This is a genomic window from Eoetvoesiella caeni (assembly GCF_003315175.1).
In the GTDB taxonomy this organism is placed as follows: domain Bacteria; phylum Pseudomonadota; class Gammaproteobacteria; order Burkholderiales; family Burkholderiaceae_B; genus Eoetvoesia; species Eoetvoesia caeni.
The window spans coordinates 479,646-493,981 of sequence record NZ_QNRQ01000001.1; the positions used below are offsets into that span (position 1 = coordinate 479,646).

Consider the following 14,336-nt stretch of genomic DNA (forward strand, 5'->3'; position numbering starts at 1 on the left):
TTTTTTCTCCGATAGCTTTAAAAACCGGCTACACCTTCTTTAGTGCGCGTCATGCGCATCAGCGCGAACACATCGACAATCAATGCGACACTTCCATCGCCTAGAATCGTTGCGGCAGAAATACCCGGGATTTTTCTGTAATTGGATTCCAGGTTTTTGACGACTACCTGCTGCTGTCCCACCAAGTGGTCTACCAGCAAGGCAAAACGCGTTTCCTCCGCTTGCAGGACCACGGCAATCGAGCGGGTGATCTCCGTTTGCGCGCCCTCGACGGCAAACACACCGCTTAGCGAAACCAAGGGCAGATATTCGCCCCGCACAAACAGCACATGCTCGTTTTCGGAAATGCTGTGCAATTGCTCGGCGGTAGGCTGCATGGATTCAGTAACATGCGTCAGCGGCAGAATGAATATTTCTTCGCCAACCTGAACCGACATGCCGTCAAGAATGGCCAAAGTCAGCGGCAGCACGATGCGGGTGGTAGTGCCCTGGCCGGCGCGCGATGACAACTGGATATGGCCGCCCATGCCCTGGATATTCCGGCGCACCACATCCATGCCCACGCCGCGCCCCGAAATGTCGGTAATCTGCTCGGCGGTGGAAAAGCCCGGCGCGAAAATCAATTGCCACAGTTCGTCGTCAGGCGTGTTTTCGTTGACGGGGAAGCCTTGCTGCATGGCTTTCTTAAGTATGCGTTCGCGGCTTAGCCCTGCGCCGTCATCGGAAACTTCGATAACGATCTGGCCGCCGCTGTGCTGAGCCGACAGAACCAGATGCCCTTCGGGATCTTTGCCGGCGGCAATACGCGCCTCGGGCGATTCAATGCCGTGGTCCAGGCTGTTGCGCACCAAATGGGTCAAGGGGTCGATAATACGTTCGATCAGGCTCTTGTCCAGCTCTGTGGCCTGGCCATGCGTCGTCAGCTTGATGCTCTTGCCCAGCTTGGAGGCGCTTTCCCGCACCACGCGCGGAAAGCGGCTGAACACATAGTCCATCGGCATCATGCGGATGGACATTACGGATTCCTGGAGGTCGCGCGCGTTGCGGTCCAATTGTTCGATGCCGTTCAAAAGCCTGTCATGCAGCACCGGGTCGAGCGTCGAGGCAGTTTGGACCAGCATTGCCTGGGTAATGACCAGTTCGCCCACCAGATTGATGATCTGGTCGACCTTTTCAACCCCCACCCGTATGGTGCTGGATTCTTTGCCCGATTTTTCGGCGGCCTTTTGCTTGCGAACTTCGGACGTCTGCCCTTCTTGCGCCGCCGATGCGGATTGCGCCGCGGGCACGGCTACGCTTTGCGCCGCAGACGCTTGCACCGCAGGGGCGCTAGGTGCCGCCGCTGCCCGCGCGGCGGCCGGAGGCGACTCGGACGTTACGCTGACTTGCATGGCGTCCACAATAAAGCAGCAAACCGCTTCGAGGTCGGCAGCGCTGGCCGTGGTGTCAAGCCAGACCGACAAAGAATCGGCGCCGGCCTCAGTATGCAGAACCTGGCCCAGCAAGGCCATTTCAGCCTGCAAAGCCTCGGAATCCTTGGCGGAAATAGCGTTGATAAGGACACGGTAGGGCGACCCACTGGCCGATGCGGCCTGAACCGGCGACGGCGCGGCCGCGCGCAACGGCTCGACGACTGGCGCGGCAACCGGGGCCGCCCCGCCGCCCTGCTCCAGGGCAAGCTCGCGCAACTGTTCGCAAATACGTTCGTAGGCATCCTGGTCGGGCTGTTCCGAGCTGCGGTATGCGGCCACCTGGGCAGTAAGCACGTCTTTGGTCTCCAGAAATAAATCGATCATGTCGGTCCGCAAGCTCATTTCACCGCGACGCAAGGCATCGAGCAGATTTTCAAGCAAATGGGTTGTGTCCGCCAACTGGCCAAAGCAGCCGAAAGTGCCAGCCCCGCCCTTTATCGAATGGGCCGCGCGAAAGATGGCGTTAAGCTGATCCTTGTCGGGATGGTCGACATCGACGGCCAGCAGGGTCTGCTCCATATCGGCAAGCAGCTCGTCGGCTTCGTCGAAAAACGTTTCGTAGAATTGGCTTAAATCGACACCCGCACTCATGATCATTCCTATAACGACATCGAATCCGCCCATGGCCCGGGAAAACCCCTGCCCGGGCTGCGTGATGGCCTGCTTGCCCCATGCATTGGTACGCCGGCACCGCAACAGCCTGCCAGGCTTGGCCGTTCAGTGGAAATTGCGCCCCTGCGCCAACTAAGGCTTCACAACGGCCGGAGGAACCTCGGCCGGTGCAACGCCCGCATTATTGCCGTCGACATGAGCCGGCGTGGGGGTTGCGGAATCTTCCATCACCGACTTCAGGTTCGCCAGGGATTCGCCCACGGCGTCCTGCGCATCGATCCGGCGCTCCGCACGCCGATTCAATACAAGCAGACTAATACGACGGTTAACGGCAGCGTTTGGGTTATCTTTAATCAGGCTGACGGACGACGACAAACCAAGCACCCGCTTGACCTTTTGCTCGTTCATGCCGCCGGCGACCAATTCTTTACGTGCCGCGTTGGAGCGATCGGCCGAGAGCTCCCAATTGCTGTATTCACGCTCGCCCGAAGCGTATTGCAGGGCATCGGTGTGACCGGAAATCGTAATGGCATTCGGCAATTTGTTAAGCATCGGCCCCAGTTCGCGCAGGATATCCCGCATATAGGGCTGGACTTGCGCCCGGCCGGTGGCGAACATCGGGCGGTTCTGCTCGTCTACGATCTGAATGCGCAGTCCGTCGGGCGTCATGTCCAGCAGCAACTGGGGACGGAATTGACGCAATACCGGATTGGATTCGATCAGGGCTTCGAGGTCGGTTTTCAGGTCTTCCAGGCGCTGTACGTCGCGCCGGTCGTCTTCGGCGTCTTCGGACGACATCGACTTGCGCTGAGGCACCGGGCTTTTATTGGGAATGACCGAAGGAGATCCGCCTGGAATCACCGTGCGGCTATTGTCCATTTGAGGGCCGCCCGTAATGGCCGTCATCAGAGGCATGCGGAAATACTCTGCAATGCCAGGAAGATTCTCGCGCGGGATCAGCGACAACAGCCACATGACTAAAAAGAACGCCATCATGGCGGTCATGTAGTCGGCATAGGCAATTTTCCAGGCGCCCCCATGGTGGCCATGGGCTTGTACTTTCTTGCGCCGAATAACGATGCGATCAGGTGCCGCTTGACTCATAGCACTGACCTATTACGCTACTTTCTTGGCTGGCGACTTGGCTTGCCGGACATGGGTTTCCAGTTCGGCAAAGGACGGACGCACGCTGCTATAAAGCACCTTGCGCCCGAACTCCACGGCCAGCTGGGGCGGATAGCCGTTCATGCTGGCCAGCAAGGTAACCTTGATGCATTCAAGCACCTTGACCGAAACCACGGTGCGCCGCTCCATGGCCGAGGACATGGGCGAAACAAACCCATAGGCAAGCAAAATACCCAGGAAGGTGCCCACCATGGCTTTGGAAATGAGGTCGGCAAGAATGGCCGGCGGCTGGTCGACGGAGGCCAGCGCCTTGATGACCCCCAGCACGGCGGCCACGATCCCGAAGGCCGGCAGCGCATCGGCCACCGAAGCCAGGGCGCGCGCGGGAATGTCGCGCTCATGCTGGTGCGCCTCGATTTCCTGCTCCATGAGCGTTTCGATTTCGTAGGGACTCATGTTGCCGCTGATCATCAAGCGCAAATAATCGGTGATGAACAGCACCAAATGAGGGTCGCGCAGAATTCTGGGGTATTCGGAAAAAATAGCACTGTTCTCGGGCTCTTCGATGTCGCTTTCGATCGTCATCAGGCCATCGCGCCTGGCCTTGTTCAGCAACACATACAGCAAAGCCATCAATTCCATATAGACGTCTTTGTTGGTATAGGGGCTTTTCGTGAAAACCTGTGGAATGGCCTTAAGCATCAAGGCAACCGACTTGCCGCTGTTGGACGCCAGATACGCGCCCAGGGCCGCGCCCCCGATAAGCAGGAATTCGAACGGTTGGTACAAGGCGCCCATATGTCCGCCCAATGCGACAAAACTGCCGAAGACGGACACCAGAACAATCACAAATCCAATCAGAATCAACACAAAAGGGCCCTTGATAAATACATAGCACCCTATGATCGCCTGTTTTGGCCAATCCAAAAGCGTCCGTCAACAGGGTTTTTCGAAGCTAAATCGACGTTCTGAAGCACGAAATGCAAACTTGTGCGCTTCCATAAAAAAGGCCTGTTCAACAGGCCTTTTTTGCATCTGAAAAAAGTACGTTTAGGCTAGATAGCCGCGCCAAGCACATGGCGGGCACGCGTTTTGCCCGCCCGTGGAGGCGGACGGCAAATGGCGCACACGAAGTCATGGTCGGGATCGTGCGCATGGGCCACGAAACCGCCCTTGCATCTGACGCAATTCGACAACTGCACCATGCCGCTTTCGTAGAAACGCAGCAGCATCCAGGCGCGTGTGAAACTGAGCACGGGCTCGTCGGTCTCGGAGCCATTCTGGCGACCCGCATCGGCCTGCTCTAGATACAAGCGATAGGCTTCGATAAGCGCATAAGATTTTTTAGCCGGCGTGTAGCAATCCAGGTACCGGTAAATACTGTAGAACATGCTTGAATGAATATTGGGCAGCCAAGTCATGAACCAGTCGACGGAATAAGGCAGCATGCCTTTTGGAGGCGAACAGCCTTTGACCTCGCGGTACAGCCGGGCCAGCCGATCGTAGCTTAGCGTGGTTTCAGCCTGCAGGACCTGCAGCCTTGCGCCAAGCTTGATCATTTCGGTTGCCAAAAGGATTTCTTCGGCTTCGCGCGTAACGCTTTTTGCCGGCGCGCGAACTTCGGTCTTTACAGCCATGGCTTGCCCGACGCCCTAAACTGCTGGCACAGCGACTTGCTGCGACAGCAGAATGGTTGAGTGCGCTTGCTGCAATACGCCGCCAAGCACGCCTTGGGTCAGGGACGACAGCAAGCTGTAGTCGTCAAGGCGGAAACCGCAGACCAGTGCGTTGGAGCTGGCAAGCTTGACCAGTTGAGCAGGAGAAAGCCCTAGAATAATGTCTGCAACATCTGAACCGATACCCAGCCTGAACATGCCGGCCGCGTGATTTTCACGCAGCAGGCGCTGAGCCAGCATAAGATACGACAAATTGACTTCACGGATGTCATCCAGTGCCGAATTTATATCTGCGGACACGAATCCCTCTCTTAAATAAATTGCTGTTAACTTGCCGACAAGAAAAGCCCACCGGCGAACCTGGATAAAACATTGCAATATGTTAATAATCTAACAATGTTTTATTTATGTATCATGACAACGAGATACATTGCCAAGCCAGGCCAAAAAACAATAAAGCCGACTTAGCCATCGAAAACTTTGATATCAAATAAAAAAAGAAATCAATTCAATGGTTTATCACATATCAAAAGGTTACATCCCTTGTCAGGGTGTTCCATTGATAAAGATCAAGCCGTTATCAAAAATAAGCATTTAGCTAATTTTTAGCAACATTACCCGCATCCAGTAACAATAACAAGTAGTAATTGGCCCAGAAAGCATTACGCCGACGCTACGAACGAAATAAGATAGTCGGGCTAAACTGCTGAAAACTATCAAATTTCTTGAAGGAATTCTTGACGGCAGTATGTTTAGTACACTAAAAATTAGTTACCTTTAAAACGTAGCAAAACCACACATCTCGTTTCGTACGGCCCGTTCGCCGCAGACGAACCTGGCTGGAGTGCCCGCATGATGCTTCTTCAAACGACCCACGCCGCGGCGCAGCCGCCCGGCATAATACAACGCCTGGCAGCGGCCGCGTGCCGTGTCGTCCAATTAAAGTTTCGGCAGAATATATTTCAGCCTTTTGCATTGATCTTCCTTGGCATGCTGCTGGCAGGCTGCGCCAGTCCGGGGCCACAACGCAACAATACCGCCCTGCAAAAAATCGTTATCGATCCCGGCCAACGTACCGAACTGGTCATGACTGCCATGTCACTGCTGAACACCCGTTATCGATATGGCGGATCCAGCCCCGAGGAAGGCTTTGATTGCAGCGGCTTGGTCGCCTATGTGGTCGACAGCGTTGCCAACAAGCGCCTGCCGCACAACACCGCCAGCCTGGCGCAAATTTCACGCCCCGTGCACAAAGACGAGCTGGAAGCCGGCGACCTGGTGTTTTTCAACACGCTGGACAAGCCCAATTCACATGTGGGCATTTACGTGGGCGACGGGCTTTTTATCAATGCCCCATCCAGTGGCGGACGTGTACGCATCGACTCGCTGGGCAGCCGTTATTTCGCCCAGAGGTTCGATGGTGCCCGAAGCTTTTTCAGCCAATAGCCCACCGATATTTGCCTCATGGCAGGTACCGGTATTGCTTTGCAAGCTCCATAAACTCATCAAGCTTCGGATCCGTCCCGGTCAGCTCTTTCAGTATGCCGGCTACCTCAGGCGCTATATTGGCTGCCAAAGCGGCGTCCAGAAACAGGATACGGCTGCGCCGGGCAAGAACGTCCTCGACAGTGCGGGCGTATTCATATTTGACGGCAAAGCGCAGCATGGCCAGCGTCAACCCCGGGCACAATTCAATGCCTGCGCCTTCTTGCGCGCCCACCGCGGCGGCTTCGCTGCCATAAGCTTCCAGGCCCCTGGCGCTGGCCAAGGTCTTGGCGGCACGTAAAGGATCGGCGCCTACCAACAACAAGTCTTCGGTGCGGCATGGCGGCAAGGTCGGCAACAGGCCAGCATCCGAGCAATGGGCCAGAACATCCTGGGCCATGGCGCGATACGTGGTCCATTTTCCGCCGGTTACGGAAACCAGCCCCGATGGACTCAGGGCAACGGTATGTCCGCGACTGATTCCGCTGGTGCTGCGCGGCGCGAGCGTATCCGGACCGTGGCGGACCAAAGGGCGCAAGCCGGCCCAGACGCTGGTTACGTCCTCGCGTGCCGGAGGCTTGGCGAGGTAGCGCGCGGCCTCGCCCAGGATAAAGCCGATTTCATCGCTGTCGGCCTGGGGCTCGCACACTATCCGGCTGCTTGGGGTGTCCGTGGTGCCCAATATAAGCTTGCCCAGCCAGGGCACGGCAAACAATACCCGGCCGTCGCGCGTGCGCGGCACAAGCAGGGCATTATCGCCCGCAAGAAACGAACGATCCACGACCAAATGCACGCCGCGGCTGGGTTCCACCATATCGCGCACAAGGTGGCCGCGGCCGTCTTGCTGGCGCAAGGCGTCGACCCAGACGCCGGTGGCATTGACGACGCAACGCGCACGCACGGCAAATACCGCGTCTGTTTCAATGTCACGGCACTGCACGCCGGACACACGCTCTTTTTCGTATAAAAGTTCGATCGCTTTGCAATAATTAAGCAATACGGCACCTTCGCGCGCAGCCGTGCGGGCCAGAGCAAGCGCCAGGCGCGCATCGTCGAATTGCCCATCCCAGTACCTGGCGCCCCCCTTCAAGCCTTGCACGCGTACACCGGGCAGGCATTGGGCGGTTTGCCGGGCGGAAAGCAAGCTGGCGCCCCCTATGCCGGACCGCCCTGCCAAAGCCTCGTAAAGCTTGAGCCCCGCCGCATAGAAGGGAGCTTCCCAAACGCGATAGCCCGGTACGACAAAAGACAAAGGAGCAGCCAGGTGCGGCGCATTGTGCAAGATGGCGGCGCGCTCATGCAAGGCTTCGCGCACCAGCGAGATATTGCCTTGGGCCAGATAGCGTACGCCGCCATGTACGAGCTTGGTCGCGCGCGATGATGTGCCTTTGGCAAAATCGTGCGATTCGACCAAGGCCACCGACAAGCCGCGCGAGGCCGCATCCACCGCGACCCCCAAGCCGGTTGCGCCGCCGCCCACGACCAACAGATCGTAGACTCCGTCTTGCGCAAGCTGGGCCAGCAATTGCGGCCGATGAGTTACTGCGGGAATAGCATTGAAAACTGTCATGTGCCCGGCCTTGAACGGCTTGGCATGCCGTAGCGCCCAAGAATACTCTTTGGACGCTTCAAGGGGCAAGCCCGCGGCGGCAAGATATCAGCGCAATGCACCGCCTTCAGAGGATCGCTGGCGCGGGCTTGCCGTATCGGGTTACGATCTGGGCATCATGCTTTGCATCTCATAAAATCGGCGCCGCATCACCATGACTTATCTGCTTGCCCTGGATCAGGGGACGTCCAGCTCCCGCAGCATTGTCTTCGATGCACAAGGACGGCTGGTTGCCGCGGCGCAGAAAGAGATCAAGCAAATCTACCCCCGCCCCGGCTGGGTCGAGCACGACCCGCTGGAAATCTGGCAGACCCAGCTCGAAACGGCCAAAGAAGCCATGGCCAAGGCCAAGCTGCAGCCCGGCGACATCCAGGCCCTGGGCTTGACCAACCAGCGCGAAACCACGCTGCTCTGGAACCGCAAAACCGGACAACCCATTCATAACGCCATCGTGTGGCAAGACAGGCGCTCTGAACCCGCCTGCGCCGCATTGCGTGCGCAAGGGCTGGAGACGGACATTCTGCAGAAAACCGGGCTGCGCATTGATGCCTATTTCTCCGGCACCAAGCTGCAATGGCTGCTGGACAATGTCCCGGATGCACGCGAACAAGCGCGCCGCGGCGAACTGGCATTCGGCACGATCGACAGCTGGCTTATCTGGCAGCTTACCGGCGGCAAGGTGCATGCCACGGACATCAGCAACGCGGCGCGTACCATGCTGTTCAACATACGCGACAACGACTGGGACAAAGACCTGCTCCAGGCCATGCAGATCGAACCCTCGCTGCTGCCTGGCGTCCTGCCTTCCAGCTTTGAATATGGAGTGACGCAAGCATTGGGCGGCGCCATTCCTATTTGCGGCGTAGCCGGCGACCAGCAAAGCGCCCTGTTCGGCCAGGCATGCTTTTATGAAGGCATGGCCAAAAACACTTATGGCACAGGTTGCTTTACGCTGGTGCACACGGGCAGCCGCTTCCAGGCGTCGCACAATGGCCTGATCACCACCCGCACAGCGCAAGCCGGAGAACTAGCAGAATATGCCATTGAAGGCAGCGTGTTCGTAGGCGGCGCTGTGGTGCAGTGGCTGCGTGACGGGCTGCACGCATTCCAGTCCAGCCGCGATATCGAAGCCCTGGCGCACAGCGTGCCTGACTCGGGCGGAGTCGTCATGGTGCCGGCTTTTACCGGTCTGGGCGCGCCTTATTGGCAACCCGACGCACGCGGCACCATTACCGGCATGACGCGCGGCACCACCATGGCGCACATAGCGCGGGCGGCCCTGGAAAGCATTGCCTTCCAAAGCGCCGCCCTGTTGCAGGCGATCAGCCTGGACGCGGTGGCGGCAGGCTGTGCGCCTTTGACCGAAGTGCGCGTCGATGGCGGCGCGAGCACCAACGACCTGCTTATGCAATTCCAGGCGGACCTGCTGGGCATTCCAGTAATACGCCCCGTCGTCACTGAAACCACGGCTTTAGGCGCGGCCTGGCTGGCCGGCCTGGCCAGCGGCGTCTACACCGATAAAAAAGCGCTTTCAGCACTGTGGCAAGCCGATAGAACTTTTACACCGCAACTAAGCCGGCACGATGCCGATCTACTCATGGTCCGCTGGAACCAGGCCGTGCGGCAAGCCTGCCTGCCGCCCACACCCGATTAACGGCGCCGGCCTCCAAAACCGGTATTATCAGCCGGCCACCATAACCGGCAATTTCAAGCGCCCGATATAACCGGCATCAACTCAGGCCACACCATGACCGATACTGCTACTTACGCCACCTGGAACGAAAACGGCGTTGACCGACAAGCCCTCTGGCGCCCCGAAAACGGCAGCCAGCCGCCACGGCGTATTGTTGTCATCGACGATACGTTTACAGCCGATTCGGCCTTTCGCCTGGCCAGCCAAGGCAGCAGCATGCTGTGGCGCGGCGACTTCAACAACGCCCGCCAATTGCTTAATGCGTTGGCCCGCCGCGTCGACCAGCACCGCAATAAAAAAGGCCCCCACGCTTCACCGCAAGAAGCTTTCAACCTGTACCGCCTGGCGCAGTCGCAAAGGGCGCGCCTGTTGAATTCTGTGCTTATCGAGCTGGATGAAAACTTTCATATAGCCCTGCGCCGCGCACCCGATGTCAAAGAAGCCTGCCTGGCCGCCCTGGGTACTATTGCCGGCCCAATACTGCTGCCCCTGCATACCCTGCAAGGCATTATCGGTTCGTTCGAATGGCGCACCAAAGGCGTAGCCATTGCAGCCCTGCACGAACGCATTCATGTTCATTACGGCGTATTTTCGCCTTTACGCGGCGAGTACATCGAACTGATCGCCCAGGCGCCGCTGCCCCCTGCGTCAGTGGCTGTCGACGTCGGCACCGGCAGCGGCGTACTGGCCGCCGTGCTGGCGCAGCGCGGCATAGCCAAAATCATCGCCACCGATCTGGATGAGCGCGCCCTGGCCTGCGCCCGCGAAAACATCACGCGGCTAGAACTTGAGCAACAAGTGGAAGTGCGCCGCGCCGATCTGTTCCCCGACGGCCAATACGGGTTGATAGTCTGCAACCCGCCCTGGCTTCCAGCCCGCCCCACCTCGAACATAGAACACGCCATTTACGACCCCGACAGCCAAATGCTGACCGGCTACCTGAACGGGCTGGCCGAACACCTGGCACCGCAGGGCGAGGGCTGGCTGGTTCTGTCCGACCTGGCCGAACACTTGGGGCTGCGCCCGGCGGATTTTCTTGAAAACGCTATCAAGCAAGCCGGCCTGCAAATTTTGGGCCGGCTAAGCGCAAAACCCCGCCACCCCAAGGCACTGGACGAGTCCGACCCTTTGCACCAAGCACGCAAAGCTGAAGTCACCACGCTATGGCGGCTAGGAAAGGCAAACTGAAACGCCGGCCAAGACACCTTTCTGGACAACTATTACACTAAGCCCAACTCGATTACTCGCAAGGCAATCACTATGCTGCAAAAAATCATTCTGCCCATCGCGGTGTTTCTGGTCGTGCTGGCCGCGCTGACTTTCGGCGAAACCATAAGCCAGGAAGTCCTGCGCTGGTTCACCTACCTGACCGGCATCGTCGTGCACAATTTCGCCGACGTTTACTACACACTGCGCTATTACTTCGCGGCGCATCTGAACAAAGTCATCATCGCGCTGATACTTACCGTCCCCATCAGCATCTGGCTGATACGCAACAAAGGCCAGAACCTGGCCAAGCGCACCAGCCAGCGCAAAATTGCCATTGTCCTGGCCATTTTCCTGGGCTGGCTCGGCGGCCATCGCTTTTACCTGGGGCAAATCGGCTGGGGTATTTTCTACCTGGTCTTGTTCTATGTTTTCACGCCTCTGGTCATAATCTTGAGCCTTATCGACGCCATACGTTATCTGTTCATGTCCGAGGAAGACTTCCAGCCGGCCAAGCCCTGACTCGAAAAAAAACCGGGAAGCATAGTCAATAAAACATTGATCGGTTACATTAGCCAACCAACTCATCGGCGCGTTGCGCCAGCGTGTGGATAAAAACCGAATACAGGCAACCACCATGATTATGATGCTTCCATTTCTAACCGCCTCCCTGGCGATCTGGCTTGCGTTACAGGGCAAGCGGCGTAGCTGCTTGTGGCTGTGGCTGATTACTCTGGCTATCTATGCCGCCTGGTGCCAGTACCATATGACCGACGCCCTGCCAATATCGCTATAAGCTGCCATGGAAAACCACACAATCAACAATGGCCACCCCTTGTCCCGCACTTTTAACTGCCTGGCTCTTGCAGGTATTTGCGGGGTGCTGCTGTTTGCTTTTGCATGGCAAATCTACTTTAACGAACCGCCATGCCCTTTATGCCTGTTGCAGCGTGCCGCCTTTGCGCTGGCCGGCATAGGCCTGGTGCTGAATATCCGCTGCGGTCCAGCGCCAATGCATTACGGCGTCGTTATCGTGTCAGCGCTGGCTGGCATTGTTTCCGCAGGCCGCCAAACGCTATCGCATATCGCGCCAGGAGACGCCGGCTTCGGCTCCCCGTTCCTGGGCTTGCACTTTTATACTTGGGCTCTGCTGGCGTTTACAGGGCTTATCGTTTTTTGCGGCCTGGTACTCATGATCGAGCGCTTCACTCCGCAATACTCCGCTCAGCCTCGGGCAAAGCTCCTGCCAGCTTTTATTATGTGGCTATTCCTGCTGCTGGTTGTCGCCAATGCGATAGCAACCACGCTGGAGTGCGGGTTTGGCGCATGTCCTGACAATCCTACTGACTACCTTTGGCTGTCGCCGCGCAGCTAGCCGAGACCAGCTTCGCCTTTTGAAATACAGCCACGCGCCATATAGAACCATGTGACTTCCATTACAATGGAAGTCACATAGATAAATAGCCATTGCCATTGTCATGGAAAACAAAACCGCCCGCCTGACTGTTCTGATTGATCCCCAGAAAAAAAAGGCCTTTGAGCAGCTTTGCGCAAGCCAGGACATTACGCCTTCGCAGGTAGTTCGCCAATTGATACGCAACTACCTCGCCGAGCATGGCGTCGCCTACGGCGCCGGCGCGGCCAATTCCAGGATACGCGCGGGCAAGCCTTAACGCGCTGTTGGCCGATTCAGGCGGAATCGACCGATAATCGACGCTTGCGCCCCGGCTTAATTGTTGCCGCCGTCATCCCCTGCGGTCTCTGCGGCGCGCTCAAGAATCGCAATCAAGGACTGGCCTATATTCTTGCGCCCCAATTTGTCGACCAGCCCTATCCTGCCCAACTTGCGGTAGACCCGCCCGTTGACTTCAGCCAGCATCACGCGCACCCGGCGGCGCTGCAAGTCTTCCACGGCTTCTTCCAGCACCTGCAGCCCTGTCGCGTCGATAAACGGCACATGGCGAAGACGAATGACAAGCACCCGCGGACTTGGGCCGGATTCTGACAAAGCCTGCTGAAAGGCTTCGACCGCGCCATAGAACAAAGGCCCTTCTACTGAATAAACCTGTACCGCATCAGGCAGGCCTTCAAACCCGAGATAGGCGAACTCTTTGCGCAACGAGGCATCGGACTGCCTGTTCACCTCTACACTGCCCGCCATCCGCCGCAGGAAAAACAACATGGCGAGTACAACGCCGATGTTTACCGCCACGACCAGATCCGCAAATACGGTCAAACCGAAAGTAACCAGCAAGATCACTACATCGGCCCGCGGCGCGCGCCGGACCATGCGCACAAAATGCCGCGCTTCGCTCATGTTCCAGGCTACGACGAACAAGATGGCGGCAAGCACCGCCAACGGCACGTTGGCCGCGTACGGAGCCAGGAACAGAATGATCAATACCAGGGTAAGGCTATGCACTATGCCGGCCAGAGGGCTGTTGCCGCCATTGCGAATATTCGTGGCCGTGCGCGCTATCGCACCTGTGGCGGCGATGCCGCCAAACAGCGGCGCCGCAATATTGGCAAGCCCCTGCCCCACCAACTCTTGGTTGGAGTTATGGCGCGTACCGGCCATGCCATCGGCCACGACGGCCGATAAAAGAGATTCAATGGCGCCCAGCATGGCAATGGCAAATGCAGGCCCCACCAGCTCGACCACACGCCCCAAAGAAACGTCGGGCCACTGAAAATGCGGCAGGCCGCGAGGAATCTCGCCAAATGTACTGCCTATGGTGGCTACGCCATCGAAATGGAAAATAGACTGCAACGCGGTGGCCACGACCAAGGCCAGCAAAGGACCCGGCACATGCCGCATGCGAGGCAGACGAGACGAAAAAACGACCAGCAGCAACGACAACAGCGCCAACGCCGTTGTGTTCAGATGCCATTGCGGCAGCACTTGCAACAAGTGCCAAAGCTTCTGGTGGAAATATTCGCCCGAGACCGGCGGCAGGCCGAAAAAATCTTTCCATTGCCCAACCCAGATAATGACGCCTATGCCCGCTGTAAAGCCAATAATGACGGGCCTGGGAATGAACTTTATGACTGCGCCCAGCCGGCTAAGGCCAAATAGGACCAGGATGATCCCCGCCATGAAAGTGGCGACCTGCAGCCCGTCGACGCCATGGCGAACCACGATGTCCGACAAAATGACAATGAAGGCGCCCGTCGGTCCCGCAATCTGGACACGGCTGCCGCCAAACACCGAGACCGCCAGACCCGCGATAATGGCCGTATAAAGCCCCTGTTCAGGCTTGACCCCCGAGGCGATGGCAAACGCCATGGCCAGAGGCAAGGCAACCACGCCGACAATAACGCCGGCCACGATATTGCGCGTCCAGTTGTTGCGGTTTAACAGACCGGCGCGATACGCCTCCAGGAAAACGAACATTTCGACCAGCCTTATTCAATGTGATTTTGATTATAATATCAAGCACATAAAAATGGTGCTGTCG

14 protein-coding genes are annotated in these 14,336 nt (G+C 57.7%); 7 read left to right on the top strand and 7 right to left on the bottom strand.

Annotated elements, in window-relative coordinates; all coding sequences use genetic code 11:
* Positions 1-17 precede the first annotated feature (17 nt).
* The 5 genes from cheA to flhD form a co-directional block, all read right to left on the bottom strand.
* On the bottom strand, positions 18-2,063 hold the full coding sequence (gene cheA, locus DFR37_RS02205) for a chemotaxis protein CheA (protein ID WP_113931864.1): 2,046 nt from the start codon (positions 2,061-2,063) through the stop codon (positions 18-20).
* Positions 2,064-2,216: 153 nt separating this feature from the next.
* On the bottom strand, positions 2,217-3,188 hold the full coding sequence (gene motB, locus DFR37_RS02210; RefSeq protein WP_113931605.1) for a flagellar motor protein MotB: 972 nt from the start codon (positions 3,186-3,188) through the stop codon (positions 2,217-2,219).
* A gap of 12 nt (positions 3,189-3,200) precedes the next feature.
* The gene (gene motA / locus DFR37_RS02215) at positions 3,201-4,079 is read right to left on the bottom strand and encodes a flagellar motor stator protein MotA (protein ID WP_113931865.1); all 879 of its coding nucleotides are present in this window, start codon (positions 4,077-4,079) and stop codon (positions 3,201-3,203) included.
* A gap of 185 nt (positions 4,080-4,264) precedes the next feature.
* The gene (gene flhC / locus DFR37_RS02220; RefSeq protein ID WP_113931606.1) at positions 4,265-4,846 is read right to left on the bottom strand and encodes a flagellar transcriptional regulator FlhC; all 582 of its coding nucleotides are present in this window, start codon (positions 4,844-4,846) and stop codon (positions 4,265-4,267) included.
* 15 nt (positions 4,847-4,861) lie between these two features.
* Positions 4,862-5,185, bottom strand: a complete 324-nt coding sequence (flhD, locus tag DFR37_RS02225; protein ID WP_113931607.1) for a flagellar transcriptional regulator FlhD — start codon at positions 5,183-5,185, stop codon at positions 4,862-4,864.
* Positions 5,186-5,737: 552 nt separating this feature from the next.
* Between flhD and DFR37_RS02230 the strand changes: the two genes are divergently transcribed.
* On the top strand, positions 5,738-6,331 hold the full coding sequence (locus tag DFR37_RS02230; protein WP_242341676.1) for a C40 family peptidase: 594 nt from the start codon (positions 5,738-5,740) through the stop codon (positions 6,329-6,331).
* Positions 6,332-6,347: 16 nt separating this feature from the next.
* Here DFR37_RS02230 and DFR37_RS02235 read toward each other — a convergent pair whose 3' ends face one another.
* Positions 6,348-7,940, bottom strand: coding sequence for a glycerol-3-phosphate dehydrogenase/oxidase (locus DFR37_RS02235; protein ID WP_113931608.1), 1,593 nt, complete (start codon positions 7,938-7,940; stop codon positions 6,348-6,350).
* A gap of 193 nt (positions 7,941-8,133) precedes the next feature.
* Here DFR37_RS02235 and glpK point away from each other — a divergent pair, with 193 nt between their 5' ends.
* The 6 genes from glpK to DFR37_RS02260 all read left to right on the top strand — a co-directional run bounded on the left by glpK (position 8,134) and on the right by DFR37_RS02260 (position 12,551).
* Positions 8,134-9,633: a glycerol kinase GlpK gene (gene glpK / locus DFR37_RS02240; RefSeq protein ID WP_113931609.1), complete on the top strand. Its 1,500-nt coding sequence runs from the start codon at positions 8,134-8,136 to the stop codon at positions 9,631-9,633.
* A gap of 93 nt (positions 9,634-9,726) precedes the next feature.
* Complete coding sequence (locus tag DFR37_RS02245) at positions 9,727-10,860, top strand: methyltransferase (protein ID WP_113931610.1); 1,134 nt, start codon at positions 9,727-9,729, stop codon at positions 10,858-10,860.
* A 72-nt stretch (positions 10,861-10,932) separates the two neighbouring features.
* Positions 10,933-11,400: a TM2 domain-containing protein gene (locus DFR37_RS02250; RefSeq protein ID WP_113931611.1), complete on the top strand. Its 468-nt coding sequence runs from the start codon at positions 10,933-10,935 to the stop codon at positions 11,398-11,400.
* A gap of 124 nt (positions 11,401-11,524) precedes the next feature.
* The gene (locus DFR37_RS23225; RefSeq protein WP_242341696.1) at positions 11,525-11,674 is read left to right on the top strand and encodes a DUF5993 family protein; all 150 of its coding nucleotides are present in this window, start codon (positions 11,525-11,527) and stop codon (positions 11,672-11,674) included.
* Positions 11,675-11,680: 6 nt separating this feature from the next.
* Positions 11,681-12,253 (top strand): disulfide bond formation protein B, encoded by a 573-nt coding sequence (locus DFR37_RS02255; RefSeq protein ID WP_113931612.1) that lies wholly within the window; start codon positions 11,681-11,683, stop codon positions 12,251-12,253.
* A 103-nt stretch (positions 12,254-12,356) separates the two neighbouring features.
* Positions 12,357-12,551, top strand: coding sequence for a ribbon-helix-helix protein, CopG family (locus DFR37_RS02260; RefSeq protein WP_113931613.1), 195 nt, complete (start codon positions 12,357-12,359; stop codon positions 12,549-12,551).
* A gap of 56 nt (positions 12,552-12,607) precedes the next feature.
* Here the strand turns inward: DFR37_RS02260 and DFR37_RS02265 are convergent, their stop codons facing one another.
* A complete protein-coding gene (locus DFR37_RS02265) occupies positions 12,608-14,272 on the bottom strand; it encodes a SulP family inorganic anion transporter (protein ID WP_113931614.1) in 1,665 nt (554 codons plus the stop codon).
* Positions 14,273-14,336 lie beyond the last annotated feature (64 nt).

What these genes read in the sequence shown, in the direction of transcription:
- cheA (WP_113931864.1), bottom strand. Translation starts at nt 2,063, where the DNA reads ATGAGTGCGGGTGTCGATTTAAGCCAATTCTACGAAACGTTTTTCGAC.
- motB (WP_113931605.1), bottom strand. Translation starts at nt 3,188, where the DNA reads ATGAGTCAAGCGGCACCTGATCGCATCGTTATTCGGCGCAAGAAAGTA.
- flhC (WP_113931606.1), bottom strand. Translation starts at nt 4,846, where the DNA reads ATGGCTGTAAAGACCGAAGTTCGCGCGCCGGCAAAAAGCGTTACGCGC.
- DFR37_RS02230 (WP_242341676.1), top strand. Translation starts at nt 5,738, where the DNA reads ATGATGCTTCTTCAAACGACCCACGCCGCGGCGCAGCCGCCCGGCATA.
- DFR37_RS02235 (WP_113931608.1), bottom strand. Translation starts at nt 7,940, where the DNA reads ATGACAGTTTTCAATGCTATTCCCGCAGTAACTCATCGGCCGCAATTG.
- glpK (WP_113931609.1), top strand. Translation starts at nt 8,134, where the DNA reads ATGACTTATCTGCTTGCCCTGGATCAGGGGACGTCCAGCTCCCGCAGC.
- DFR37_RS02245 (WP_113931610.1), top strand. Translation starts at nt 9,727, where the DNA reads ATGACCGATACTGCTACTTACGCCACCTGGAACGAAAACGGCGTTGAC.
- DFR37_RS02250 (WP_113931611.1), top strand. Translation starts at nt 10,933, where the DNA reads ATGCTGCAAAAAATCATTCTGCCCATCGCGGTGTTTCTGGTCGTGCTG.
- DFR37_RS23225 (WP_242341696.1), top strand. Translation starts at nt 11,525, where the DNA reads ATGCTTCCATTTCTAACCGCCTCCCTGGCGATCTGGCTTGCGTTACAG.
- DFR37_RS02255 (WP_113931612.1), top strand. Translation starts at nt 11,681, where the DNA reads ATGGAAAACCACACAATCAACAATGGCCACCCCTTGTCCCGCACTTTT.
- DFR37_RS02260 (WP_113931613.1), top strand. Translation starts at nt 12,357, where the DNA reads ATGGAAAACAAAACCGCCCGCCTGACTGTTCTGATTGATCCCCAGAAA.
- DFR37_RS02265 (WP_113931614.1), bottom strand. Translation starts at nt 14,272, where the DNA reads ATGTTCGTTTTCCTGGAGGCGTATCGCGCCGGTCTGTTAAACCGCAAC.